This window comes from Streptosporangium sp. CA-115845 (assembly GCF_050943795.1).
GTDB lineage: Bacteria > Actinomycetota > Actinomycetes > Streptosporangiales > Streptosporangiaceae > Streptosporangium.
In genome coordinates this window covers 653,113-678,402 of the sequence record NZ_CP191988.1, presented here as the reverse complement: position 1 = coordinate 678,402, position 25,290 = coordinate 653,113, and the positions used below count along the sequence as shown (strand labels likewise).

The following is a 25,290-nucleotide window of genomic DNA, read 5'->3' as shown; positions in this document are numbered from 1 at the left end:
GGTCCGACCTGATGCACAACCCTAGAGGAAACCCCAGGCCGATCCGGGTACGTTGGCACGCGAACCGGCCGCCGATGCCCCCTGCCAAGGAGGTTCCGGCAACCTCCCCCGAACACCCTCCGTTGCTCTCCACCGAGCAGGTTCCGATGCTCCCCTCCGGGCAACTCCCCACACCATCCCCCGGCCGGCACCGGCGACCGGAGCAGGCCGTGACCACGGCCGCCGTGCCGTACCGGCGTGGAAGGCCACTGGGCACCCGTACCCCCTCCGGTAAGCACACCCCGTACCGGCAGGGAGCGACGGCATGAACGGACGCGACCCCCAGACCCGGCAGAGCGGGCGGCACCGGCGAGGAACGGCCACCGCGCAGGTCATCTCCCGGCCCTGGGACCTGGCCGAGCGAGCCTGCGCCGAGCGGCTCGACCAGATCGAGCCCGCCTGGACCGTCTGGTACGGCCCCGGCACCCGACGCTTCCACGCCGTCGCCGTCTGGCCCGCCCCCGAACCCCTGATCGTCCAGGCCGGCACCGCCGACGAACTACGCGACCTGATGCGCGAGGCCGAACACAGCACACCGCCACCCCCAGGAGGGACCATGCCCAAGACCCCGGACACCCCGCGGCTCCCGTACGACCCGCAGGCCCTGAACCGCCCTCGGCCCTCGAAGCACCCTCACACTCCGTACGACCCGCAGCTCCCCGGCGCCTCGCAGACGTCCGCCGACCAGCGCCCCATGGACGACCCGCGCACCGTCTGCTGGGACCTGCCACATGACCTGCCGATCGTCGGCAAGGCCCGCACCATGGTGCGCGAGACCCTCACCGCCTGGGCGCTCCACCACCTCGTCGACGACGCCGTCCTGGTGGTCGGCGAGCTGCTCGCCAACGCGATCATCCACGGCGAGCCCGTGGTCAGGCTCTCCCTGTGGGCCGGCGCGGACGAGTTCCAGATCCAGGTCACCGACCGGGGTTCCGGACGGCCCCGGCACCTCGCCCTCGGCGTCGAAGCCATCCACGGCCGCGGCCTGACCATCGTCCGAGCCCTCGCCCACGACACCGGCGTCACCCCCCTCCCCAACCATCCGGGCAAAACCATCTGGGCCCGCTGGCGCCTTCCCCTTCGAACCCGCCCGCCCGGCTACCCGGGCATCGTTGTGGGAGGAGCCGTCCGGTCGGGAGGCCACAGCCCGGGAGTGGGTGGAGCGCTCCCGGGAGCAGAACGCGGAGCCGAACCGGCGGCCGGCGGCTGAGCAGGAGGCACTGTCCCGGTCTGTGATCACCTGAGGACGGTTGAGGAGATCCTGTGCGACGCCAGGCGGTGCGCGCGACGGGCGAGACAGGTGGCCGGATCGATCAGGAATCGAGAAGCGCGGGTCACAAAGCCGCAGCTAGCCTGATTGTCATGGACATCACCATTCACACGAGCTTCCTCCCGCATGACGACCCGGACGCGTCCCTGGCCTTCTACCGCGACGCCCTCGGCTTCGAGGTCCGCAGCGACGTCGGACAGGGCAAGATGCGCTGGATCACGGTCGGCCCCGTCGGCCAGCCCGGCACGTCCATCCTCCTGGCGCCGCCGGCCGCCGACCCCGGCATCACCGACGACGAGCGCCGCACCATCGCCGAGATGATGGCCAAGGGCACCTACGGCTGGATCCTGCTGGCCACCCCCGACCTCGACGGCACTTTCGAAAAGCTGCAGGCCGGCGACGCCGAGGTCGTCCAGGAACTGGTCGAGCAGCCGTACGGCGTCCGCGACTGCGCCTTCCGCGATCCCGCGGGCAACCTGGTCCGCATCCAGGAGCTTCGCTGAGCCGTCCGGTCATCGATTCGGCCACGGTGGCCGGCGTCGCGACCACCGGCCACCATCCCGCCGCCGTCGAGCAGTCGCTCGACCGGCTCGTCGACTCCGGCAAGCCGGTCATCGAACGCCTGACCCCCTCGGCATGCGACCCGGACATCGACGAAAAGGAGTTCTCTCATGTGTCACCCCTCGGGACCCGCACGCGCCGCGGCGCAGCGCCTGAACGACCTCGCGCTACTGCGCCGCGTCCGCGACCGGATCGACCGGGAGTACGCACAACCGCTGAACGTCGAGGCGCTCGCCCGCGGCGTGAACATGTCCGCCGGACACCTCAGCCGCCAGTTCCGGCTGGCCTACGGCGAGTCGCCGTACTCGTACCTGATGACGCGGCGTATCGAGCGCGCGATGGCGCTGCTGCGTCGTGGCGACCTCAGCGTCACCGAGGTCTGCTTCGCGGTCGGCTGCTCGTCGCTGGGCACCTTCAGCACCCGCTTCACCGAACTGGTCGGCATGCCGCCCAGCACCTACCGGCACCACGCGGCACGCGCGACGGCGGGAATGCCACCGTGCGTGGCGAAACAGGTGACCAGACCGATCAGGAACCAAGAAGCACCGGTCGCCGAGCCGCAACCAGCGTGATGGCCATGGCATCCATCGAAGCGGCCCCGGTGAACCGGCCGATGACCGACGGAGCCCGTCCTCTGAAGGAAGGGCTCTCCACGAAGTGACTGGAGGAAGCATGACGGGTGCGCCGCCGCGTGGACTTGAGGAGAGGCTGCGGGACACTCGCGCGAAACTGGAGAGCGATGTCGATCTCTGGGTCGCGACGTCGGGTTCCCCGGACGGCGTCCACCTCATCCCGCTCTCGTACCTCTGGGATGGGACCGCGTTCCTCATCTCGACGCCGCGCGCCTCGGTCACCGGCCGCAACCTGCTGGCGGACGGCCGGGTGCGCCTCAGCCTCGGGCCGACCCGCGACGTCGTCGTCGTCGAGGGCACCGCCGAGCCGGTGGACCTCGCCGACCTCGCCCCCAAGACGGGTGACGCGTTCGCGGCCAAGACCGGTTTCGACCCGCGCGAGCTCGACGAGCCCTACCGGTACTTCCTGATCCGGCCGCGGCGCATTCAGGCCTGGCGTGAGGCGAACGAGCTGCGCGGACGCGACCTCATGCGCGACGGCCGCTGGCTCGGCTGACCGCTCACCTGGACGCGGGCTATGACTCCGACAAGACCCGCGACCTGCTGGAAGGCCGTGACCTGGCCGACGCGGTCATCACCGTCCGTAGCCTCATTCGCCGCGCCTGGCCCCCCACCGCTGGGACGAGCGCCGCACCAGGCGACCATGACCCCACGCCGTCGCGCGAGCTTTAGCCCGGCTGCTTGATGCTCTCGATGATTCGGGCGAAGCCTTCCGCTCCGTGGCCTGCATCAATCTGGCGTTGGATGAGCCCCTGGACCATGGCGACCACCTCGGTGCTGATGCCCTGGTCGGAACTGGCGGCCAAGAGGTCACTGAGGTTGGAGAACTCAAGGCTCTGCTGCCCTTCGACGGTGTAGTTCCCGCCGTCGATGACTGCGGCGAACCCTTGGAAGGCACCGGTCATGGCGGTCAGCCAAGGTGTGGCCATGGCAGCGAACTGGCCCGCCGTCACACCGGCCGGCGCAACCATGGCGGCGCCGTGCATGAACCCGGCGAACATGACGTACATGCCCGCGAGTAGGGCGAGGTCGTACAGGGACGCCAGCCCGGCATCCTCCCCGAAGTAGGTACTGGTTGCCCATAGGTCGAGCAGCGGCTTGCACTCGTTGAAGACATCGGCCGATCCGCTGTAGAGGATCGATGCCCCAGGCTGGCCGATCATCTGCGGTACGGCCATGATGCCGCCGTCCAGATACGCAACCCCGGCATGGGCAGCCCAGGCGGCCAACTCCCGTGACTGAGCCGGCGTCGTCGTGGTTACGTTGATCAAGGTTCGGCCGGCCAGCTCATTGGAGAGCGGATCAAGCACCTCATGGACCGACGCGTGGTCCAGCAGGCATGCGATCACCAGTCGGCCGGCCAGGACCGCGTCACCGGCCGTGGCAGCGGTCTGCGCGCCCTGCGCCACAAGGTCGTCCGCCTTGCCTGGTGAGCGGTTCCAGACTGTTGTCGCGTATCCGGCCTTCACCAGGGCGCCCGCCAGAGCGCTACCCATCGCCCCCAGCCCGAGAACGCTCACCTGGACGCTGTTGTTGCTTGTCATTCTTGGGGCTCCCCTCGAATTCATCGTTCGGCCAATCCTTTCCGCCGCCGGTAGAGTTGACCAGTACGGACTATTTAGTCAGGTACTTACTCATGGGTAAGTACGTCTTGGAGAGGGCGGATGGCGACATCAGCACGACGAGGTCCCTACTTCTGCGGCATCGACGCGGCGATGGACGTAGTCGCCGGCAAGTGGAAGTCGCTGATTCTCTGGGAGCTGCACAACTACGGGACACGCCGGTTCGCCGAGCTCCGACGCGGTCTGCCGGGCGTCAGTGAGAAGATGCTGATTCAACATCTGCGGGAGATGGAAGAGGACGGGCTCGTGCATCGTGAGGTGTACCGCGAGGTGCCACCGAAGGTCGAGTACTCCCTGACGGAGCACGGCGTCTCGCTCAACGCGGCCCTGGCCTCATTGGGAAAATGGGGCACCGAACGCATGCAGCGGATCGGGGCCGAAAAGGTCTCCGTTAACGTTGCCGCGGCGGTTCGGCGATAGAAGCGGATGGGCCGGATCGTAGGCCGGGCGCTGTGACAGCACCACGAATCGGTCCCACAGGGGGTCGGTCAGCCATGATGGCAGTGCAGGCACAGGTATCCCGGCGATCACAGAGCGTCGCAACTCCATGATCACCAGGCTCGGTGCCTGTTCTGCTCCTGAGGTTCTCCATCCTGCCTATCCGCGCGAGCTCTCATGCGTCGGCTTGTTGCGCCTGAGGCCGGCTTCCTCGGCGAGGGACTTGATGGTGAGCCGGCCGTCCGATCGCGGCGGAGTCCCGGCGAGCATCGGACGCTTCTTCCTTATCCCCGGCCGACTGAGATACGCGTATCCGCGAACCCGGTGCCCGTGACAGCCTCAGGGCATGATCCGGTAGATGTGGTGGGAGTGCTCGGCGGCGAAGGAGTCGGTGAAGCGGCCCTTGCCGTCGACGCGGAGCGTCCGGTTCTCGAAGAGGACCTCGGCGCGGGTGGCCCGTACCCCGCGCGGCAGGGTGAACGTGCGCCTGCCCGGCGCCGCCTTCCCACCGGGCATCGCGAAGACGTAGTACGAGCCCCGGTGGTGTTTCAGCATGGTGTCGAGGCCGGGGCCGAAGCGGTGCGCGTACGACTGGGTGTTCAGCACCGGGGCCAGCTTCCTGATCCGCCGGTTGATCTCGGCCACCGCGGGCCTGACCGCCTTCCCGCACCCCTCGCGCAGCACGTGCTGGGAGTGGCAGGGGCCGCCGAAGTTGTGGTTGAAGTAGACGATGCCCCGAGCCTCGTGGATCAGCGAGTTCATCACCGCGCCCGTCACCTGCTCCGGCCGGATCGCCCGGGTGTCGTTCTCGGCGGGCCAGCCGACCTCGACGAAACCGTAGATCGGCTGGCGGCGGCCGTCCAGCGCGTCCAGCTCGCGCTGGCGGTCGATGACGGCGCCGTAGTTGGCGGCCCTGCGGCACCTGGCGACCGGCAGGGCCAGGAAGTTCTGCCCGTCCAGGCAGGCGCTGGCGCTGGTGTACCAGTAGACGTCGGTCGAGACGGCGTCGGTGAAGCGGTTGACGAACGCGGCGGCGTCCGCGTCCTTCTCCCACATCATCACGCCCTTGCCGTAGTTGGCGTAGTGCAGCCTTCCGTCGCCCTTCGGGAGCCGGTCCTTCTGGCTGCGCAGCACGGTGAAACCGCATCCCTGCTCTTCCGGGACGCACAGGGGGCCCTCGCCGGGGTGGTTGCCGGTCCACCCCGCGTCCCCGGCCTTCGCCCACATGTCGACCTCGTCGTCGAGCAGCCAGCCCACCGTCTCGCTGCCGTAGCCGGGCAGCGGGACGTTCGTCAGCGCGAACATGCCGTTCTTCCGCACCAGCGCCATGTCGCTGGTCTCGGTCAGCTCCACGTACGTGTTGATCCCCGAGGCCCGGTCCCTGTTCACATCGGCCTGGCTGATCACGGACTCGAACCAGACACCGACCGGGAAGAACGACGGGTCCGTCCAGCCCGCCGCGGCGGGCGCGGCGAACCGCCCGTAGTAGGCGGGACCGCCCTCCCAGGGCACCCGCGTGGCCGTCGCCGGAGGGCCCTGGGCCGACTCCGGTGCTCTCCCCTGTGGCACGTCGCCCTGCGTCGGGGCGCCCGTCGACACGTCCGCGAGCGGGCGCCCGGCCCGGTCGGCGGGCGAGCAGAACCCGAGCATCGCCATCGTCACCGAGGCGGCCCCCACCCCGGCCAGCACCGGCAGCGACCGTCCGCGCCTTCCAGCCCCCATGACCTCGTCCTCCTCAACGCGGACCCGACGAACGCGGACCCGACGAACGCGGATCCGATGACGGCTCGGCGAGCGCCATCAGTTGTGCCGCACGCGACGACCAGGACGCGCCGAGCACGGACCCCCGCAGGTCGTCGGCCGGCCTCGGGCCTCCCTCACGCAATGCCGCACGGACAGCATCCAGGAAGAGGTCACCGCCGGCGGCGATTCTCACTCGATCGGCATAGTTCGCGAGTTCCTGGAAATCGGTGCTGACCACCGGCAGGCCCAGCGCGAGGTATTCCTTGAGTTTGATGGGGTTCGAATGCTTTATCCATGGATTGTTCAGCCACGGCATGATCGCGACATCGAACCCCGATCCGTAGCCGGGAATCGTTTCGTACGGCCTGAATCCGAGCCAGTGCACATTCGGATGGCGGGTGAGCCGTTCCATCGGGACCGTCGCGTCGCCGATCAGAACCAGCGAAACGTCGGGCAGTTCCCTGGCTATCCGTTCGAGAAGGTCGAAATCCACCAGATAGTCATCAAGCGCGCCGAAGAAACCCACCCTCGGCCCGGGAATCGCACGAATGTCGGCGGGCTGCTCGCTCTCCGGGCGCCGCCGGAAGTGGTCGGTGTCCACCCCGTGGTCGAGGAAGTACGCGCGGTCGCCGGTCATCCGGCGCTCCTCGTCCATCAGCGCGGTGCTGACGTAGAGCACGTGGTCGGAACGCTCCAGCAGGCCGCGTTCCAGCGCCTCGATGGTCGGCCGGTCGGACTCGGGGAACGACGAGTGCCGGTCGGAGCGGTTGAACACCAGCGCCTGCCTGCGCATCGGGCGCACCACGTCCCACGCCGTGGGGATGGTCACCATGATCACGGGTCGACGCAGCCCCAGTGCCCGCGAGACCGCCAGCACCTGTGCCCGGACCAGCAGCGCGTTCACCCGCCGGGCCGGCGGCGATCCGTAGAAGGGCAGCGGCAGCGGGGACATCACGTAGAAGCCTGGCAGCTCGCGCAGCGGCCTCCTGACCAGCATCGCGACGCTGCGCAGCTTGCGCCCGACGCGCCGCAGCACCTGGGTGGACCTGCCCGGTGTCGGCATCCGCATCCCGATGCTGTTGACCACGAGGACCTTCCGATGGGCGGCGATCGAGCGCATCAGCTGGAAGTCCGAGTGCGCCCGGTTGTGGTACCACCAGTCCTGCGCCGAGAAGCACAGGTAGCCGGGGGAGTCGGCCTCCTGAACAGGAGAGGTCCTTTTCTGGACGGGCAGGATCTCCTCCTGAGCAGGGGAGCCGCCCTTTCTGATGGGCAGGGCCTCCCCGTGGGCGGAGGAGGCCGGTCCGTGGGTCGAGGGTGTCGTCTTCCGGGTCGGAGCGGTCGTCTCGTGGGCCGCCTCGCCGGGCCCGGGTGGCCACTCGCGCATCGCGACCAGCCCGCGCAGGGCCGCCCGGTGCCTTCTCCCGCCCGCGCCGCCCCTGGCGACCGCGCGGACCAGCTCGTTGAGCCCGACCGCCAGCCGCATCAGCTGCCCGTGCGGGCGACCGTACCGCTCGCGGTGCATCCGGACCCGGTTGACCGCCGACAGCGCCCACAGCCGGCTTGAGGTGGACTGCTCGCCACCGAGATGCACGGCCACGGCCCGGGGCTCGTACCGGACCGCGAACCCCGCGTCCCCGGCCCTGAGCATGTACTCGGTCTCCTCCGAGTAGAGGAAGTAGCGCTCGTCGAGGGGGTCCAGGGCGTCCAGGCAGGCCCGGGAGATCAGCCAGGCCGCGCCGGCCGCCCAGTCGACGGTGTGCGGCCTGTCGTAGGCTGCCGGTTCCACGACCAGCTCGCCGAGTGCCGGGATCCGCCCGGCCCGATGGCCGCCGAGCAGCGCCTCACCCAGTGCCCTCAACACGGTGGGCCGCCTGCGCAGGGAGAGGTGGAGCTCACCCGTCTCCGCGGTGAGGCGGGGGGCGGCGATCCCGGTTCCCGGCACAGCGAGCGCCTGCCTGAGCGGGAGCACCGAACCGGGTGCGAGCCGGATGTCCGGGTTCAGTACCAGCACGTCACAGCCGTCCGCGGCGGCGATGCCCGCGTTCACCCCGGCGGCGAAGCCGGCGTTGCGCCCGGTCTGGATCACCTCGGCCTCCGGCGCGGCCTCGCGTACCCGCTCGACGGTGTCGTCCGCCGAGGCGTTGTCCACCACCACGACACGGGCCGGACCGGCGCCGGCCAGCGCCGCGTCGAGTGAGCGCAGGCACCCCTCGACGACCTGACCGCTCGAATACGTGACGATCACTATGGCGAGAACAGCCATGTCGGAGCCGTTTCTGGTGAGGGAGGGTCGTACCGGGAAGGTGGTCACGCCGGGAGGCGAGGATCGCGCCGTGGAGCCGGTCATGCCGAGGGCCGAGGGTCGCGCGGGCAAGGCGGTCGCGCCGGGAGGTTCGGGATCGCCGGTCATGCGCGGTGTCTCGATGTCAGGCGGGTGCGCAGGGCGCCGGCGAGGAGGGCGACCGCGAACGGCGCGTCGTCCCGCAGGTAGCGGCGGGCCAGCCGGCGCGGTTCCAGGGCGAGCCGGTACAGCCACTCGGCGCCCACCCGCTGGACCGGCCCCGGGGCGCGGCGAAACCGCCCGGCCGCCATCGGGATCCCGGCTCCGCAGCCGAGGTACCAGGCGTCGGGCAGCTCGGCGCGGAGGGCTGCGATGATCCTCTCCTGCTTGGGGAAGCCCAGCCCGGCGAGGACGAGGTCCGGTGCGGCGGCGACCACCTCGGCGACCACCTCACGCACCCCCTCCGGCGAGGAGTCGAACCCGAAGGGAGGCGAGCAGGTGCCCGCCACGCGCAGTCCGGGGCAGCGCCCGGCGAGGACCCGGGCCGCGGCCTCCGGTACGCCGGGCTCTCCGCCGAGCAGGTAGACCGAGCGGTTCTCGCGCGCGGCGCGCCCGGCCAGGGAGTGCACGAGCGAGGCCCCGGTGATCCGGCAGGGCAGGGCCGCCCCGGCGAGCCCCGCGGCCCAGACCACCGGCATGCCGTCGGCGACCACCATCTCGGAGCGGGCGACCAGGCCGGCCAGGTCGGGATCGCGCGTGGCGGCGCGGACGATGTCGACGTTCGCGGTGACGATCGCACCGCCACGTCCCCGTCGCCATTCCGCCGCCACGTGGTCGAGCAGCTCGGCCTCGCTGACCGCCATGACCTCGACCGCGCCGACCCTGATACGGGTGAACCCCGCCCTGCCGCCCGCGGGCTTGGCCGAACCGTTCTGGCCCCGGGTCTCCCCCGGTGTCACCGGGCGTGCCACGGAGCCTGGCGCCCCACCCGCGGGAGGGACGCTCTCCGGCGCGTTCCGATCGGCACTGTTTTCTCCTTCTGGATGGCCGGAAGCTTGGGGAGTCGGGAAGATGGGGGTATGAGAGTCGAACGAGGCGAGATCGACGGCGTCCTGTTGTTCGTCCCGGCCCAGCACAGGGACGACCGCGGGCTGTTCACCCGTACCTTCGACGCCGCGCTCGCCGCCGCCCACGGGCTGCGGCCCGCCGAGTTCGTCCAGGACAGCCAGTCGCGGTCCCGCCTGGGAACGATCCGGGCGCTGCACGGCCGGGGCGGACGGGGAGAGGCCAAGCTCGTCAGGTGCGCCCGAGGCGCCGTGCACGACGTGCTCGTCGACGCCCGGCCGGGCTCGGCGACCTTCGGCCGCCAGATGTCGGTGGTGCTCGACGATGAGATGTTCGTCCACCTCTACGTTCCTCCTGGCTTGTTGCACGGTTATCAGGCACTGACCGATCAGGCGGACGTCTGCTACCGGATCGACCGGGAGCACGACCCCGCCGAGGACCTCTCGGTCCGCTACGACGACCCCGATCTCGGCATCCAGTGGCCGATGCCGGTCACCGCGATCAGCGAGCGCGATCTGGCCGCGGGTTCCTGGGCGGACCTGCGCGCGCGGCTGGTCGGCTGACCTCCTCACCGGGCTTCTCGACGGGCTTCTCGACGGCTTTCCCGGCCGCCCGGGTGCCGCGCAGCAGCGAGCCCGCGGCTCCGATGATCAGGAACGACAGGCCGGTCACAGTCGCGAACGAGCGCAGGTCGAACGTGGCCGCCCCGACCAGGGGGACGACCAGGCAGGCGGCCAGGGCGAGCCCCAGGTCCCGCACGGCGGGGTCGGAGCTGAGGCGGCGGACGCGCAGCGCCGCCCAGAGACCGGTCAGGAAGATCCCGGAAAAGGTGACCAGGCCGATGATCCCGGTCTCCACCAGCGACAGGATGTACTGGTTGTCGAAGATCAGGTGCTTCGGCGCGTACCAGGTGCCCAGCCCCCTGCCGACCCAGGGGTGGTTCCCGATCTCGGTGACCGCCACCGCGTAGTCGTGGGTCCGGTACTGGATGCTCGAATCGCTGGACAGGCTGGTGAACAACCCGAGGAACACGCTGAGCAGGCCGGGCACGGCCACCTTCATCGCCACCAGGAATCCGGCGCCGCCCAGTGCCGCCCACAGCCGCCTGCGTGCGGGCCACCCCACGAGGAGCACCGCGCCGACGACGGCTATCCCGAGGACCGCCGACCGCGACACGGAGAACATCAGCCCGGCGCCGATCAGCGCGGAGCAGATCCACCAGCGCAGGGAGGGCTCGCCCCGATCGCGGGCGCCGAACGCGTAGTGCAGCGCGACCGGAGTGATCATCGCGCAGACGACCCCGAGCTCGATGGGGTGCCCCGTGGTACCCGCGACCCGGCGCAGGGTGTTCCGTTCGAGGATCGCGGGCAGCTCCGCGGTGAACCGGAAGCCGGGAAGGGCCAGATATTTGGTCAGGTCGAATTCGAGCACGAACTGGAGCGCCGCGATCACTCCGACGGCCGCGCCACAGACCACGAGACACTTCAGGACGAAGTCGAGCCGCTCCCGGCCCCGGATGCCGTCGCACGCCCCGAGCCCGATGCCCACCGTCGCCACCACGAGGACGATGCCGTGGTCGGCCATGTTGAGCTCGTCGGGCGGCAGGTACCCGGCACCGGCGTACCCGTAGGTGACCAGCATCGCGACCGCGTACCCGAACAACGCGGTGCGCACGGGGTTGGGGCCCTTGGCCGCGCCGAGCGTGGTGGTGAGGTGCGCGCAGAACCACCAGAGCGCGGCGAAGAGGCCGACCGCGTCGGCCGGTGTGAGCGAGAAGGGCACGCCGCGGAAGACCAGCCGCGCCGGAACCAGCATCAGGACCACGACGAACGCGGCGGCCAGGGTCGCCCCGTCGGCGCTGCGCAGACCGGGGCGGTCAAGGGAGGCGGGGACCATGGAGGCTCTCAACGTCGCAGCAGGGAGGGCTCGGCGGGCAGCCCGGACGCCGGCGCCGGGGGCACCCGGCCCCTCCGCCTCCGGGCGTCGAGGAAGCTCTCCAGGGAGAACACCGCGGCGAGGCCGGCGAGCACCCCGAGAAGCAGGGCCGCGGCGGCCCCCCGGGTCTTCCCGGTGCGCTGGGGTTGCGGCTCCGTCGGCGGCACCATCTCGTTCATCGTGATGTAGGTCGCCGGGGGCGCGTTCAACTGCCGCTGGCGAAGGGCCAGCTCGATCCTCGCCCGGTCCCTGACCCGCGTCACGATGTCCCGGGCCCCGGACGGCGACCTGCTCGTGCCCTCGATGTACACGAAGGGCCCGCCGTCCAGCGACTCCGGGTTGGTGCTGCCGTTGGTGACCGTGAAGGTGGTGTCGCCCTCGGGCCGCACGCCGAGCGACTCCACGGTCTCCGGCGCGCTGATCACCTGGACGAGGATCGACGCGGACATGCTCAGGCCCCAGTCGAAGTTCAGCAGGGGGTTGGTCAGCCCGTTGGGACGGCCGGGATCGCTCGGCAGGCTTCCGCCGGTGGGCGGGATGGTCAGCACGAGCACCGCGTTCGAGACGTAGAGCGTCGGAATCGACGAGTAGACGCCCGCCGCGGCACCTATGGAGAGCAGGAACGCCGGCAGGGCGACGTACCAGCGCCTCAACACGATGAGCACTGTCCCCCAGAAGTCCACGCCTTTCCCTTCCTGGCCGGATGGAGGCCGCCTGGCCGGAGAACCGCACGGTTCCCCGGCCGGTGACCAGGTCCTCTACCGCTTGCCTCGCCCGCTTCTCACACCGTCTGCTCCTTTCGCCCCTCGCACTCCTCGCCGCTCTCCTGCTCCTCTTCGCGATCACCCTGGTCCGCCCCGTCCCGGTTCTGCGGGGTCGCCCCCGTGGCCGGGGACGGCTCCTCCGGCCGCCCGCCGCCGGAGGAGGAGTGCCGGAACACCCTGCGGCGCTCCACGGCGTACGCGGCGCCGAGGCCGAGGACGACGACGAGGAACGCCGCCCCGCCCATGGCCTTCCACGTGCCGCTCCGGTCCACCACGGGATAGGCGGGCGGCACCACCTCGACGAGCCCAATGAAGGTGGAGACAGGGGCGCCGAGCGTCTCCTGCCTGCGAATCAGCTCGGCCCGCAGGCGGGACTGGGTCCTGGCCATGACGGCACGGGAGAGGTCGGCGGAGTCGCTCCGCACCTCCACGTACACGAACGGGCCGTTCATGAGGATGCCCAGCATGCCGGGGTTGGTCCGCCCGTCGTTGATCGTCAGCTCGACGGGGCCGTCCTTCACGACGCCCAGCTCGGCCGCGACCGCCTCGGTGTTCATGGACAGGATGAGGATGCCCGCCGTGGTCCGGAGGCCGTCGCTGAACTGCAGCAGCGGGTTGCTCCGCCCCGGCGGCTTGGCCGGGTCCGTCGTCCCTCCCGCGGGGGGCGTGGTCAGCACCATGGAGGTGCTCGCCAGGTAGCGCGGGGGCACCAGGAAGAAGACGGCCACGGCGCCGAGCAGCGCCAGGCCGACCAGTGGAAACCCGACCCGCTTCCTTCTGGCGAGGTCGAGAACGGTCCTCCAGAACTCCACTACGTCTTCCCCGCTCCCCCGAGCGCGCCGGACGCCCGGGACACGATGCGTATTGGTCGCGGCACACGAACTCCTTGTCACTACTGCGGTGTGTCGGTGGCCGGGAGTCCGCCGCTCACCCGACCCTGGCCAGCGCCTCCGCCTCGTACTCCAGCGCCAGTTCCTCCGGCATCGGGTCGAGGTCGGCGCAGCGCACGAAGTCGCGCAGGGTGGTGCCGGTGCACGCCGCGTCCACGTTGCGCGCGCCGCGGCGGGCACGCACGTCGTCGATGTGCACGGTGCGGAAGTCGATGCTGAAGCGGGTCCTGCCCGAGGTGTTGGGCACCGTGGAGTGCAGCTGGGCGCCGGAGAACACCATCACGCCCCCCGGCTCGGGCACCACCCGCACCTGCGGGTCGAGCACGACGTTCTCCTCCGGCCTGGGCTGCTCCCTGGTGTCGCCGCGCACGTGCCGGGCCGCGGTGAGCCGGCTTGTCCTGTTCCACTCGGCGTAGTCGTAGCGCGCGCTGCCGTTGCGCACCGGGCTGCCGAAGTACTGGGGATGGAAGGCCATCACGTTCTCCGGGACCACCTCGTAGACCGGGATCCACCAGTTGAGCTGGTTGAAGGGGGCCGAGTACCAGCAGTCCCGATGGGGGTGGAAGGCGTAGGAGATCCCGGAGGTGAGGTAGTCGTGGGAGGTGGAGGTGCGCAGCCGGGGCACGTCGAAGTAGGTCCGGTCCAGGTCGCAGCCCAGCTCCCGCAGCACCGCGGGCAGCAGCTCCTTGCACCGGGGGTGGTGGATGAACCGTGGCTTGAGCCGGGCCAGCAGGTCGGCGAACTCCTCGACCGGCATGTCGAACTGTGCGGTCTCCGGGTCGCGCCCGCCGAACGCTTCGGCGGTCATCTCCCGGGCAAAGGCCGCCAGCAGGGTGGCGGCGGGCGTCGCCGAGTAGACGAAGACCTGCCCCTGGTAGAGCAGTTCCCTGCGAGTGTCGTCGTCCACCACGCTGTTGGAGAAGACGGTGGTCACGGTGGTTCGCCTTTCTGTGAGTCACTGGAGCGGGTCACTGGAGCGGATGCCGGGGACGAGCCCCGAGGCGATCAGGGCGAGCCTGCGACCCCGGCGGGCCGCGGTGAGCCGCTGGCGGCGCGCGTACATGCCGAGCACCGCCGCGCGGGCGCGGCGGTGCTGCTCGCCGGTGAGGCCGGCCCCCCGCAGCCAGCCCAGCAGCTCCCAGCACTGCAGGAGGCCGGCGCAGCGGGCCCGCCAGGGCGGCACGTCGAGGCGGCGGGCGATCGCGGACAGGGTGTCGTGCTTCCAGTCGCGGTGGGCGAGGACCTCGGGAACGTGCCCCCACGGTCCGGCCAGCGCCAGCTTCGCCGCGAACACCTCGTCCTCGCGGAGCATGTTCCGCCGGGGGATTCGCGCCAGCGGCTCGCGCCGCAACAGGCCGTACAGCGGGTCGATGAGCAGGTGGCTCTCGTTGAGCAGCCGCAGCATCTCGGCGAACCGGTCGACCGGGTCGTCCGAGGCCAGCCCCGAGCCCTCCAGGGGTGCGGTCGCGGCCATCCCGTCGGGCCCGGTGTAGGCGACCTGCGTGGTGACCAGGACGAGCCGGTCGTCCTCGGCGAAGGCCCTCAGGGAGCGGGAGACGCACGCGGGCTCCAGCCGGTCGTCGTCGCCGACCCAGCGGAAGAACTCGCCCTCGGCCAGCTCGACGGTACGGACGAAGTTGTCGAACAGGCCCACGTTCTCCGGATGCCTGCGGTAGACGATCCGGCTGTCGGCCGCGGCCAGGTCGCGGCAGATCTCCTCGGTGCCGTCCGTGGACGCGTTGTCGGAGATCACCAACTGGAGGCGCTGGTGGTCCTGGCCGAGGACCGAGCGGACCGCGCCCTCGATCCGCCCGGCGCCGTCGCGCACGGGAAGCACGATGGACACCAGCGTGTCGGAGTTCGGCATCCGGTCTTCTCTCCCTCTCGGTGGTGGTTCAGCGGGCACGGGCGGGAACGGCCCGTGCGCCGAGCTCTCTGAGCCGCGCCGCGGGTACGGCGAGCAGGACATAGGCGAGCAGTCCCCCGGCGCCGGCCACGCAGAGCCGGACGAGCGGGGGGCCGCCGGTCATCCCGGCGAGCGTCACGGTGACGGCCGCCGCGAGCACGGCGCCCAGCAGCGGGCGGACCAGGGCCGGAAGCACCGGCGCCAGCCGCACCCCCGCGCGGCTCAGCATCAGCACCGCCATCGGCAGGGCGACCAGGAGGCCGGCCAGCGCGTGACCGATCGCCGCGCCGCGGATGCCGTACCAGTGCGTGCCCGCCCACAGCGCGGGCACCAGCGCCACGGCCCAGCCGAGGTTCATCCACACGGTGGCCCTGGTCGCACCCGCCGAGGTGAGGATGTCGAAGGCGAGGGAGGTGAGCATCCGCACGACCAGCAGGACCGCGAGCAGCGCCAGGACCCCGGCGGCCGGTGCCCACTTCCCGCCGTAGAGAAACGCCACGATCTCCGGCGCCAGCGTGGCCGTCACGACGGCGACCGGGAGCACGAACGCGACCAGCAGCGGCACCGAGCGCTGCACCCCCAGCGAGAGCGATTCCGGCCGCTGCTCGGCCAGCCTGGAGAAGCTGGGCACCGTGACGTAGCGCAGGGCGGTCCCGATCACGCTGGGCACCCAGCTGGAGACGTTGAAGGCCAGCAGGTAGAAGCCGAGCGCGGCGGGGCCGAGCACGGCGCCGACGATGACGTAGTCGGCGTTCATCAGCACCGCCTCGATGCCGAGGCCCAGGGCCAGCGGCGCGCCGAACCGCAGCAGCCTGGCCGCGACCTCCCGGTCGAAGCCGAGGCGGAACGGCAGCCCCGCCCAGGCGAGCACCAGCGCGCCGGTGACCGTGTTGGCCGCGACCTGCCCGCAGGCGAAGCTGTAGGCTCCGGCGCCGTTCGCGGCGAGCGTGACGGCCACCGCCGCGTTGACCAGCGAGCCCGCGATGTTGGCCTTGGTCAGCCTGTCGTGCCCGAACCCGCGCATCAGCGATCCGGCCCGCACCGCGGTGACACCGTCGATGAGGATGATCGCGGTGAGCAGCCGGACCACCGGGGTGGCCTCCGCGCTGCCCGCCAGCTCCGCGAAGTACGGGGCCACCACCCAGAAGATCCCGTATATCCCGGTGCTGAACGCCAGGGCCATGACCGTCGCCGTCGGCGCCATCTCCTCGACCCTGCCCCGCCACTGCACGGTGGCGGCGATGATGCCGACGTCGTTGACGTGCATGACGAAGGTGGTCGCGGCGAGCGCGATGGCGTAGAGGCCGAAGTCCTCCGGCACGAGCAGCCTGGCGAGCACCAGCCCCATGACGAAGGTCGTCACCTTGGTCCCCAGGTTGCCCAGCAGACTCCAGCGCAACCCGCGGCCGGCCTTCCTGCCGATCGTCCCGACCTGCTCACCGGCCGTTCCGGCCGGATCGGTCGCGTCGTCGGCGCGGGCCGCACCGGTCACGCCATCGGCACCGGTCCCGCCGGCCGTGCCGACCGCGCCGGTTCCGCCGCGATCACCGGCGTCCCCGCCCTGTCGCTGGTTCATCCGTGCCTTCCGCCTGTCTCGTGGGGTGATCTGCTCAGCTGGGCTCCTCGACGCGTTCGAGCCAGATCTCCCGCCAGAACGGCACGAACTCGCGCGGGCAGCTGACGTTGTACGCACCCGCGCAGACGACGCCGTCCAGGACGATGCAGGGGTTCTTCATGTGCAGCATCCGGCCGGTCTTCTCGTCCAGGCACCGCTCGACGCGGGCGCTCACCCGCGCGACGTGCCCGCAGTACCGCGACATCTCCTCCTCGAACCCCATGCCGCGGTTGAGCAGGTCGTCGTTGAGCGTCTGGAGGATCTCCTCCTTGGACCTGACCCGGACCAGCTCCCCTGGACGCAGGTCCAGGGTCCGCGTCGGAGTGGTGGGTCCGGCCTTACCCCTGACGAACCCCCAGCGCAGCCCGCCCCTGATCCACAGCCACCTGGGCAGGAGGCGCCTGCCGGCCTGCTGGAAGCGGTTGAACAGCCCGACGAGGAACGAGCGCAGCATCCAGGGCACGCCCACGTTCCCCGTCCGTACGTCGGCGACGTACTGCCCGACGTCCTTGAACGGCAGGCAGGTGGGCGCGGCGCGAAGCAGTTCGGTCGCCTGGCAGGAGAAGCGCTCCTCTCCGTCCGGTCCCGGCTCCTTCCTGGTCGCGGCCTGCAGGATCGGCAGCAGGGGCCGGCCCGCGGCGAGGTCGTGCTCGGTGACCGAGGTGCGGGGGGAGTCCGGATCCACCCGCTTGAGCCAGGACTCCTTCCAGTAGAACTGGCAGGCCGTCTGGCAGCCGCCGTGCGCCTGCCCGTCGCAGCGGGCCCCGGTCAGGTGGACCGCCCGTTCCATCCGCCGCATGCCGCTGCTGCTGATCGTGTCGCAGAGCTTGTGCGCCACCTTGTGCACGGTGAGCCGCCGCCCGCAGAAGGCCAGCATCTCCGGCATGAAGGGCAGCGCGTCCAGCTCTCCCCGCTCGTCCAGGGTGGCCATGATCTCGGCCTCGCCGAGCACCTCCACCGTCTCGCCGACCCGGAGGTTGAGCGTTCCAGAACCCGTCCCGGCCCGTCGCAGTGTCATTTCCCGCACTCCTTGAGCAGTCCCGCGCCGCACAGTTCCCGGGCCGCGTCGGCCACCGCGGCGAAGGGCAGATCGGATCGTTCCGCGACGTCCAGGAGGCTGTGCTCCCCGTCGGAGAGGTTCAGCACCCACAACATCGCCATCTGGGCCTGCTGCGTGTCGCTGCGCCCGCCCAGCGACCCGTACAGGCCCCGCCTGCCCAGCTGCGGCTCTCCGTGGGGGCTGAGGTTGAGATAGGCGCGGTTGCCGTCAAGCACCCGGGTGACCTCCCAGCAGGTCCGCAGGGTGTCGGCCATCGCCTCCGGGGAGACGAGATCCGGGTTGTCGGCGGAGGTGTGATATTCCGGGTAGCCCGCGTAGGGGGTCCTGGTGAGCGAGCCGACGGGCAGGTCGAAGCCCGGCGAGCAGAACTGCCGCTCGTCGTAGCCGTAGGGGGAGAAGTCCACGACCGTGTGGTCACGCCCCGAGGTCCGCAGCACGTGCCGCACGGCGCGATCGATCTCGGCGTCGCCCCGCCTGCTGCGCTTGTAGGTCAGCGGGCCGCGATCCCCCGCGCAGGCCAGCACCAGGCCGTGCCTGATCCGCCCGGTGTGTTCCCGGTTGCGCGCCAGCCAGGTGATCGCGCCGATGGTGCCGGGAGCGAACAGGAAGCGGTAGGTGTACCACGGGTCGGCCTCGGCCAGCCGCCGCGCGAGCCCGACCGCCACCGCGACGCCCGCCAGGTTGTCGTTGGCCAGCGAGGGGTGGCACACATGGCAGGAGACGAGCACCTCCTCAGCGACCCTGCCCGGCACCACGTGCTCGCCGTAGGTCAGGTGGCCGTCGGCGAGCGTGGAGTCGATCATGACCTCGTACCGCCCGCCGGCCAGGCCCGCGAGGGTGTCGTGGGCCAGGCAGAAGCCCCACGTCTGCGCGTAGTAGCCGGTCCGGTACGGGATCAGCCCCGGCTGCTCGGGCAGCGTGTGCAGGTGGGGCCGGAGCTCGTCCAGGGTCATGACGGCCGACACCGGGACGCTGTAGCCGACCACGTGCAGGTTCGACGCGGCGAAGTCGACGACCCTGGCACCGGAGGCGTCCTTGACGTAGGCGTCGCGGATGTTCCACTCCCTGGGCACCGTCCAGTCCAGGACCTGGGTCCCCGTCGGCACCTCGTGGACCCGCAGGCCGATGGACTCCGCGACGATCTCCAGGGTGCGGCGCACGCCGTCGCCGGTGATGCTCCTGCAGAGCGGGTAGAGCCGCTCCACCAGGGCGTGCATCTCACGCCCCTCGGCGTCAGCGGTCACCGTCCACCGCCCCCGCCACCTGGCGCGGGCGCAGCGCGCCGTCGACGGTGCCCGCCTCGCGCCGGGCGGACAGCCAGGCCAGCCTGGTGAAGCGGCACTGGAAGTCGTCCGCCGTCAGGCCGAACCGCCGGTACGCCTCGACCAGCTGGAGCGCGCCCGCCTTGATCGTCCACAGCGCCTGGTAGCCGGGGAGCGCGTCGCGGATGCGGGAGAAGTCGACCCGGTAGGAGCGCGGGTCGGCCCCGGTCTCCCCGGTGATCACGACCCGGGCCTCCGGCACCGCCTCGGCGACCTCGGCGGCGATCTGGGCCACCGTCAGGTTGTTCTCCTCGGCGCCGACGTTGAACGCCCTGGCGTGGACGGCGTCGCGCGGGGCGGCCAGCGCCATGGCGAAGGCGTTCGCGATGTCGGCGGCGTGCACCAGCGGGCGCCACGGGGTGCCGTCGGACAGCACCCTGACCTCCCCGGACAGCAGCGCGTGCCCGGCGAGGTTGTTCAGCACGATGTCCGCGCGCAGCCTGGGCGAGAACCCGAAGGCGGTGGCGTTGCGCAGGAACACCGGGCTGAAGTCCCCGTCGGCCAGCTCGAACAGGTCGCTCTCGACCCTGACCTTGGAGTCGGCGTAAGGGGTCACCGGGCGCAGCGGCGCGTCCTCGTCGACCAGGGCATCGCCTGAGGCGCCGTAGACCGAGCAGGTGGAGGCGTACAGGAACCGGCGCACGCCCGCGTCCCGGGCCAGCCTCGCCAGGCGCACCGCGGCGCGGTGGTTGATGTCGTAGGTCAGCTCGGGCGCCAGCGCGCCCAGCGGGTCGTTGGAGAGCGCGGCGAGGTGTACCACCGCGTCCACCCCCGCCAGCAGCTCGGGGGTGACGTCCCGCAGGTCGACCGGGTGTCCCGGCGGGTCGCCGGGCGCGGGACCCAGCAGGCATCCGGCGAAGAGCCCGGAGTCGAGCCCGGTCACCTCGTGGCCCGCGGCGACGAGCACCGGGGCCATCACACTCCCCAGGTAGCCCTGGTGCCCGGTCAGCAGCACGCGCATCCGGTTCAACCTCCAGACAGGTCAAGGGTCAGCTTGTTGACGTGGAACGCCTCGGCGTAGCGGGCGTGGCATTCGATCCCGCGGATGCGGGCCAGCCCGAGGAACGCCTCGCGGTCGTACCAGGGGCGGTGGCGCTGCGAGGGGTAGTGACGCTGGAGCAGGCTCACCTTCGCCTCGGCCACCTCGGGCGCGAGCGGCTGGTAGACCGAGGGGCGCCCGAGGTCGCCGTCCCATTTGGCGATCTCGTAGCCGAGCACCTGGTGGTCGCGGAAGGCCGTGGGCACCAGCTCGGCCAGCGTCCGGTGGTCCTGGTGGGCGTCGGCGGGGTGCGGCGCGAACAGCAGGCCGGGGTCGGTGCGCCCGCGCAGCTCCTCCACCGCCTCCTTGGCCTCCTCCCAGCGCGCGGGCAGCCGCCCGTCGGGCAGCTTGAGCACGGTGAGCCGCAGGTCCGCGCCCGGACAGAAGGCGGTCAGCGCCGCGTGCTCCTCGTCCTGGCGCTCGGTCCCGCCGCCGGAGAGCACCAGGGCGTCCACCCGGATGCCGGGGCGCGCGGCGCAGAGGGTCAGCAGGCTGCCGCCCGCCCCGATGGCGAGGTCGTCGCAGTGCGCGGCGAGCAGCGCGATCCGGCCCGCCTGGGCCGGTCTGAAGCGGATCACGTGGCCGGCACCGCCAGGTGCTCGCGCTCCCAGAGCGCCCAGGGGCGGTCGCCGCGCGAGTACGCCTCGTCGAGTGCGACCCGCTCCTTGACCGTGTCCGTCGGCCGCCAGTAGCCGCGGTGCGGGTAGGCCAGCAGCCTGCCGCGCTTGGCCAGCTCGGCGCAGCCGTCCGCGACCAGGTCACCGCCTGCCGGGATGTGGTCGAAGATCTCCTGGCGGAGCACGAAGTATCCGCCGTTGACCCAGAGCGGCATCTCGCTGACCGGGGTGATCCCGCCGACCGTGCCGCGCTCTCCCAGCTCGATGCAGTGGAAGGTGTCCGAGGGCGGCACCACCATCATCGACGCGCCCGCGCCCGAGAGGGTGAAGCGGTCGACGATCTCCGGCAGCGGCGCGTCGGTGAGCACGTCCGCGTAGTTGGCCAGGAACATCTCCTCGCCGTCCAGGTGGTCGCGGACCCGGCGCAGCCGCTCGCCGATCGGGGAGGCGATCCCGGTCTGGACGAACGAGATCGACCAGTCGGAGATGTCGGTGGACAGCAGCTCGACCCTGCCGCCGCGCAGCACGAAGTCGTTGGAGGTCGTCTCCTGGTAGTTCAGGAAGAAGTCCTTGATGTGGTGCGCGCCGTAGCCGAGGCAGAGGATGAACTCCGTGTGCCCGAAGTGCGCGTAGTAGCGCATCACATGCCAGATGAGCGGCCGAGGCCCCACCAGCTGCATGGGCTTGGGCGCGTCACCGGGGGTGCCGGTGCGCATCCTGGTGCCGTATCCGCCGCAGAAGAGGACGACCTTCACGGGTTCACCTCGACGATCTCCAGGTTGGGGATGGGGAAGACCAGCCGGCCTCCCCAGGCGTGTACGAAGGACAGCTGCTCGACGAGTTCCTCGCGGAGGTTCCACGGCAGGACCAGCACGTAGTCGGGCCGCTCCTCGGCGAGCCGCTCGGGCGGCAGGATCGGTACGCGGGTGCCGGGGGTGAACCTGCCGTGCTTGTACGGATTGCGGTCGACGGTGAAGGGGAGCAGGTCGGGCCGGATCCCGCAGTGGTTGAGCAGCGTGTTGCCCTTGCCGGGCGCCCCGTAGCCGGCGACGGTCCGGCCCTGGCGGGCGGCGTCGAGGAGGAAGGTCAGCAGCTCCCTTCGCACCCGCGCCACCCGCTCACCGAACTCGGTGTAGCCCGACAGCTCGTGCAGGCCCGCGGCCTTCTCCGTGGCGAGCAGCGCGGCCACCCGCTCGCCCGGCTCGCCCGCGATCTCCGCCGGCCGGGCCCACAGGCGGATCGAGCCGCCGTGCGTGGGCAGCGACTCGACGTCCACGAGACGGAGGCCGCCGCTCGCCAGGGCGCTCCGCGCGGAGGCGACCGTGTAGTACTGGAAGTGCTCGTGGTAGATCGTGTCGTACTGGTTGTGCTCCATCAGGGTGAGCAGGTGCTGGACCTCGATGGAGACCCAGCCGTCGTCGGCCACCAGGGCGCGCAGTCCCCGGGTGAACCCGATGACGTCCGGGATGTGGGCGTAGACGTTGTTGGCCACCACCAGGTCGGCCGGCCCGTGCTCCGCGCGCACCGAGGTGCCGGTCCGCTCGTCGAGGAAGGCCGTGTGAGTCGGCACCCCGGCGTCCCTGGCCGCCTGGCCGACGTTCTCGGAAGGCTCGACGCCCAGGCATCGGATGCCCCGCTCGACGACGTGCCGCAGCAGGTATCCGTCGTTGCTGGCCACCTCGACCACGAACGAGTCACCGCCCAGCCCGAGCCGGTCGACCGCCCCGCTCACGAACTCCCGCGCGTGCTCCACCCACGACGTCGAGTACGAGGAGAAGTAGGCGTACTCGGTGAAGGTCTCCTCGGGCGTGATCATCGGCGGGATCTGCGCCAGCCAGCAGCCGGTGCAGACCCGCAGGTGCAGCGGGTAGGTGACCTCCGGCTCCGCCAGCTGCCGTTCGGTGAGGAATCGTTCGCAGGGCGGTGTCGCCCCGAGGTCGACGACGCTGGCGAGGCTCGTCGAGCCGCACAGCCTGCAGGTTGTCATGAGCTGATCTGCACCTTGCTGTGATCGCCCAGCACGAGGCGGTGGGCTCTGGGGGTGTTGGGGGCGGGGGTGACCTCGACGTCATGGCCGATGAGGGACGCCTCGATCCGCGAGACTCCGGCGATCGAGGACCTGGGCAGGACGATCGAGTACTCGATCTCGCTGCCGCTGATCGCGCAGCCTGTCGCGATCGAGGTGAAGGGGCCGATGTAGCTGTCGCGGACCCGGGCTCCGGAGCCGATGATCGCCGGACCGACGATGCGGGACCTCTCGATCTCGGCGCCGGCCTCGACGACCACCCGGCCGATCAGCTGGCTGGCGCCGTCGACCAGGCCGTCCACCCGGGGCTCCAGGGACTCCAGCACCAGCCGGTTGACCTCCAGCATGTCCGTGACGTTCCCGGTGTCCTTCCAGTAGCCGGAGATGACCGTGGAGGCGACCGGCCGTCCGTCGGCGATCAGCCAGTGGATGGCGTCGGTGATCTCCAGCTCGCCCCGCCAGGAGGGCTTGAGCTCGGCCACCGCCTCGTGGATCGCGGCGCTGAACAGGTAGACGCCGACCAGCGCGAGATCGCTCTTGGGGACCGGCGGCTTCTCCTCAAGCCCGATCACCCGGCCCGCCTCGTCGAGCTCGGCGACCCCGAACTGCCGGGGATCGCCGACCCTGGTGAGCATGATGTGGGCGGCGGGCCGCTCGCGGGCGAAACTCTCGACGACCCCGTTGATGCCGCCGACGATGAAGTTGTCGCCGAGATACATGACGAAGTCGTCGGCACCGAGGTAGTCGCGGGCGACGAGCACCGCGTGGGCCAGGCCCAGCGGCGCCCGCTGGCGGATGTAGGTCACCTCCAGGCCGAGCGCGCGGCCGTCGCCGACGGCCGCTTCGATCTCGGCGTGCGTGTCGCCCACCACGATCCCGATCTCACGGATGCCCGCGGCGGCGATGGCCTCAAGACCGTAGAAGAGCACGGGCTTGTTGGCCACCGGTACGAGCTGTTTGGCCGAGGTGTGGGTGATCGGCCGCAGCCGGGTGCCCGCCCCTCCGGCGAGCACGAGTGCTTTCACTAGTAGGCCCCTTCTCCGCCGATCACGGCGCTCCAGGTCTTCCAGAGGATCTGCAGGTCCAGAAAGAGCGACCAGTTCTCCACGTAGCGGAGGTCCAGCCGGACCGACTCCTCCCAGGTCAGGTCCGAGCGCCCGCTGACCTGCCACAGGCCGGTCATACCGGGGTGGACGACCAGGCGGCGGCGCACGTCTGCGCCGTACTGCCTGACCTCGTCGGGCAGTGGCGGCCGCGGGCCGACGAGGGACATCTCACCGCGCAGCACGTTGAGCAGCTGCGGCAGCTCGTCGATGGAGTATCGGCGCAGGAAGGCGCCCACCCGAGTGATCCTTGGATCGTTCCTAATTTTGAACAGGACACCGTCGAAGTCGTTCTCGCGCTCCAGGTCGATCTTGAGCCGCTCCGCGTCGACGACCATCGTGCGGAACTTCACCACCTGGAACTCCACCCCGCCCTTGCCCACCCTGACCTGGCGGAAGAGCGCGGACCCCGGACTCGTCGCGCGGATCAGCGCGGCGATCACCAGCATGGGCACGCCCAGCACCAGGAGGGCCAGGCCCGCCCCCATCCGGTCGAACAGGCTCTTGGCCAGCCTCCTGGCACCGCGGAAGTCGGGGTGTTCGACGTGCAGCAGCGGCATGCCCGCGACCGGGCTGATGCTGATGCGCGGGCCGGCCACGTCCATCAGCGCGGGTGCCACGAACAGGTCGGTACGGGCGTCCTCCAGGCCCCAGGCGAGCCTGCGCAGCGCCGCGCCGTCCAACTCCGGGCAGGCCAGCACGGCGACGGCGTCGGCGTTGACCTTGGCCACCACCGCGGCGACGTCGGAGAAGCCCCCGAGGACCGGGATCCCGTCGACATCGACCATGTCGGGACCCGCGGGCAGGCAGACGGCGACGACGAGCATGCCGTGGTGCGGCTGCCCGCGCAGCTGTATCACCAGGTCGAGCACCGACTCCCGGTGGCCGACGGCGACCACCTGGCGCATGTGGTCACCGCGGATGCGCCTGCGGTGGAGCCGCTTGCGCATCCGGTGACGGAAGACGGCGTTGAGGATGAAGGCCAGCGGGAACATCGCCATGACGAAGCTGCGGGCGATGGGCGTCTGAGTGACGTAGGCCCCGATCGCGACGGTGGCCGTCAGGCCCGCGGCGCCGTTGAAAACCGTCCGGAACTCATCCGTGCCCTCACCGTAGGTGCGCTTGCGATAGGCACCCCCCGCGGCCAGGGCCAGTGGCCACACCAGGGCGAGCCCCAGTCCGAGCAGCGCCTCCGTCTCGGGAATGAAAGCACCGAACCAGATTCGAATTCCGAGAACGACCCCGCAGGAGATTACCGAACACGCGACATCTCCGACCAGGAGAATACGCACATAAGGGCGTGTCCAAATACTCGGAGAAGTGCGCACCGGACTCTTAAGGAGCCCGATGACGAGCTCC

Annotated in this window: 24 protein-coding genes; 6 read left to right on the top strand and 18 right to left on the bottom strand. The window is 70.9% G+C overall.

Going from position 1 to position 25,290, the window contains the following annotated elements; all coding sequences use genetic code 11:
• Positions 1-304 precede the first annotated feature (304 nt).
• The 4 genes from ACQP0P_RS05250 (at position 305) to ACQP0P_RS05235 (ending at position 2,998) form a co-directional block, all read left to right on the top strand.
• Positions 305-1,249, top strand: coding sequence for an ATP-binding protein (locus ACQP0P_RS05250; RefSeq protein ID WP_433371611.1), 945 nt, complete (start codon positions 305-307; stop codon positions 1,247-1,249).
• A gap of 152 nt (positions 1,250-1,401) precedes the next feature.
• Positions 1,402-1,812, top strand: coding sequence for a VOC family protein (locus tag ACQP0P_RS05245; protein WP_350918256.1), 411 nt, complete (start codon positions 1,402-1,404; stop codon positions 1,810-1,812).
• Between the two features lie 168 nt (positions 1,813-1,980).
• Positions 1,981-2,442, top strand: coding sequence for a helix-turn-helix transcriptional regulator (locus ACQP0P_RS05240; protein ID WP_433371608.1), 462 nt, complete (start codon positions 1,981-1,983; stop codon positions 2,440-2,442).
• Positions 2,443-2,542: 100 nt separating this feature from the next.
• Positions 2,543-2,998, top strand: a complete 456-nt coding sequence (locus ACQP0P_RS05235; RefSeq protein ID WP_433371605.1) for a pyridoxamine 5'-phosphate oxidase family protein — start codon at positions 2,543-2,545, stop codon at positions 2,996-2,998.
• A gap of 172 nt (positions 2,999-3,170) precedes the next feature.
• Here the strand turns inward: ACQP0P_RS05235 and ACQP0P_RS05230 are convergent, their stop codons facing one another.
• Positions 3,171-4,046, bottom strand: coding sequence for an NAD(P)-dependent oxidoreductase (locus tag ACQP0P_RS05230; protein ID WP_433371602.1), 876 nt, complete (start codon positions 4,044-4,046; stop codon positions 3,171-3,173).
• Between the two features lie 120 nt (positions 4,047-4,166).
• Here ACQP0P_RS05230 and ACQP0P_RS05225 point away from each other — a divergent pair, with 120 nt between their 5' ends.
• Positions 4,167-4,544 carry a winged helix-turn-helix transcriptional regulator gene (locus ACQP0P_RS05225; RefSeq protein ID WP_433371599.1) on the top strand — a complete coding sequence of 126 codons (378 nt, stop codon included), beginning with the start codon at positions 4,167-4,169 and terminating at the stop codon, positions 4,542-4,544.
• Between the two features lie 357 nt (positions 4,545-4,901).
• Here the strand turns inward: ACQP0P_RS05225 and ACQP0P_RS05220 are convergent, their stop codons facing one another.
• From ACQP0P_RS05220 to ACQP0P_RS05210, 3 genes are read right to left on the bottom strand one after another with little or no spacing between them, the layout of a single operon-like run.
• On the bottom strand, positions 4,902-6,284 hold the full coding sequence (locus ACQP0P_RS05220) for a hypothetical protein (RefSeq protein WP_433371596.1): 1,383 nt from the start codon (positions 6,282-6,284) through the stop codon (positions 4,902-4,904).
• A 13-nt stretch (positions 6,285-6,297) separates the two neighbouring features.
• On the bottom strand, positions 6,298-8,718 hold the full coding sequence (locus ACQP0P_RS05215; protein WP_433371594.1) for a glycosyltransferase: 2,421 nt from the start codon (positions 8,716-8,718) through the stop codon (positions 6,298-6,300).
• Entirely contained in the window at positions 8,715-9,560 is an 846-nt protein-coding gene (locus ACQP0P_RS05210; RefSeq protein WP_433371591.1) for a WecB/TagA/CpsF family glycosyltransferase, read from the bottom strand. Before ACQP0P_RS05210 ends, ACQP0P_RS05215 begins: the two co-directional genes overlap by 4 nt.
• A gap of 108 nt (positions 9,561-9,668) precedes the next feature.
• Between ACQP0P_RS05210 and ACQP0P_RS05205 the strand changes: the two genes are divergently transcribed.
• Complete coding sequence (locus ACQP0P_RS05205; protein ID WP_433371588.1) at positions 9,669-10,217, top strand: dTDP-4-dehydrorhamnose 3,5-epimerase family protein; 549 nt, start codon at positions 9,669-9,671, stop codon at positions 10,215-10,217.
• Here the strand turns inward: ACQP0P_RS05205 and ACQP0P_RS05200 are convergent.
• The 14 genes from ACQP0P_RS05200 to ACQP0P_RS05135 all read right to left on the bottom strand — a co-directional run bounded on the left by ACQP0P_RS05200 (position 10,156) and on the right by ACQP0P_RS05135 (position 25,223).
• Complete coding sequence (locus ACQP0P_RS05200) at positions 10,156-11,562, bottom strand: O-antigen ligase family protein (RefSeq protein ID WP_433371585.1); 1,407 nt, start codon at positions 11,560-11,562, stop codon at positions 10,156-10,158. The two genes, ACQP0P_RS05205 and ACQP0P_RS05200, sit on opposite strands and share 62 nt — an antisense overlap.
• A complete protein-coding gene (locus tag ACQP0P_RS05195; protein ID WP_433371582.1) occupies positions 11,559-12,245 on the bottom strand; it encodes a hypothetical protein in 687 nt (228 codons plus the stop codon). The genes ACQP0P_RS05200 and ACQP0P_RS05195 overlap by 4 nt, the downstream gene beginning before the upstream one ends.
• Positions 12,246-12,370: 125 nt before the next feature.
• Complete coding sequence (locus tag ACQP0P_RS05190) at positions 12,371-13,165, bottom strand: hypothetical protein (protein WP_433371579.1); 795 nt, start codon at positions 13,163-13,165, stop codon at positions 12,371-12,373.
• Positions 13,166-13,280: 115 nt separating this feature from the next.
• Positions 13,281-14,177 carry a hypothetical protein gene (locus ACQP0P_RS05185; RefSeq protein ID WP_433371576.1) on the bottom strand — a complete coding sequence of 299 codons (897 nt, stop codon included), beginning with the start codon at positions 14,175-14,177 and terminating at the stop codon, positions 13,281-13,283.
• Positions 14,178-14,198: 21 nt separating this feature from the next.
• Entirely contained in the window at positions 14,199-15,110 is a 912-nt protein-coding gene (locus ACQP0P_RS05180) for a glycosyltransferase family 2 protein (RefSeq protein WP_433371573.1), read from the bottom strand.
• Between the two features lie 28 nt (positions 15,111-15,138).
• Positions 15,139-16,725 (bottom strand): lipopolysaccharide biosynthesis protein, encoded by a 1,587-nt coding sequence (locus ACQP0P_RS05175; protein WP_433371570.1) that lies wholly within the window; start codon positions 16,723-16,725, stop codon positions 15,139-15,141.
• A 34-nt stretch (positions 16,726-16,759) separates the two neighbouring features.
• The gene (locus tag ACQP0P_RS05170; protein ID WP_433371567.1) at positions 16,760-17,782 is read right to left on the bottom strand and encodes a hypothetical protein; all 1,023 of its coding nucleotides are present in this window, start codon (positions 17,780-17,782) and stop codon (positions 16,760-16,762) included.
• Entirely contained in the window at positions 17,779-19,068 is a 1,290-nt protein-coding gene (locus ACQP0P_RS05165; RefSeq protein WP_433371564.1) for a DUF4910 domain-containing protein, read from the bottom strand. The genes ACQP0P_RS05170 and ACQP0P_RS05165 overlap by 4 nt, the downstream gene beginning before the upstream one ends.
• Positions 19,058-20,107 carry an NAD-dependent epimerase/dehydratase family protein gene (locus ACQP0P_RS05160; protein WP_433371562.1) on the bottom strand — a complete coding sequence of 350 codons (1,050 nt, stop codon included), beginning with the start codon at positions 20,105-20,107 and terminating at the stop codon, positions 19,058-19,060. Before ACQP0P_RS05160 ends, ACQP0P_RS05165 begins: the two co-directional genes overlap by 11 nt.
• 5 nt (positions 20,108-20,112) lie before the next feature.
• On the bottom strand, positions 20,113-20,763 hold the full coding sequence (locus ACQP0P_RS05155; protein ID WP_433371559.1) for a PIG-L deacetylase family protein: 651 nt from the start codon (positions 20,761-20,763) through the stop codon (positions 20,113-20,115).
• The gene (locus ACQP0P_RS05150; RefSeq protein WP_326634945.1) at positions 20,760-21,557 is read right to left on the bottom strand and encodes a sugar phosphate nucleotidyltransferase; all 798 of its coding nucleotides are present in this window, start codon (positions 21,555-21,557) and stop codon (positions 20,760-20,762) included. The genes ACQP0P_RS05155 and ACQP0P_RS05150 overlap by 4 nt, the downstream gene beginning before the upstream one ends.
• Complete coding sequence (locus tag ACQP0P_RS05145) at positions 21,554-22,789, bottom strand: class I SAM-dependent methyltransferase (RefSeq protein WP_433371556.1); 1,236 nt, start codon at positions 22,787-22,789, stop codon at positions 21,554-21,556. The genes ACQP0P_RS05150 and ACQP0P_RS05145 overlap by 4 nt, the downstream gene beginning before the upstream one ends.
• Complete coding sequence (locus tag ACQP0P_RS05140) at positions 22,786-23,853, bottom strand: glucose-1-phosphate thymidylyltransferase (RefSeq protein WP_350955429.1); 1,068 nt, start codon at positions 23,851-23,853, stop codon at positions 22,786-22,788. The genes ACQP0P_RS05145 and ACQP0P_RS05140 overlap by 4 nt, the downstream gene beginning before the upstream one ends.
• A complete protein-coding gene (locus tag ACQP0P_RS05135) occupies positions 23,853-25,223 on the bottom strand; it encodes a sugar transferase (protein WP_433371554.1) in 1,371 nt (456 codons plus the stop codon). Before ACQP0P_RS05135 ends, ACQP0P_RS05140 begins: the two co-directional genes overlap by 1 nt.
• Positions 25,224-25,290 lie beyond the last annotated feature (67 nt).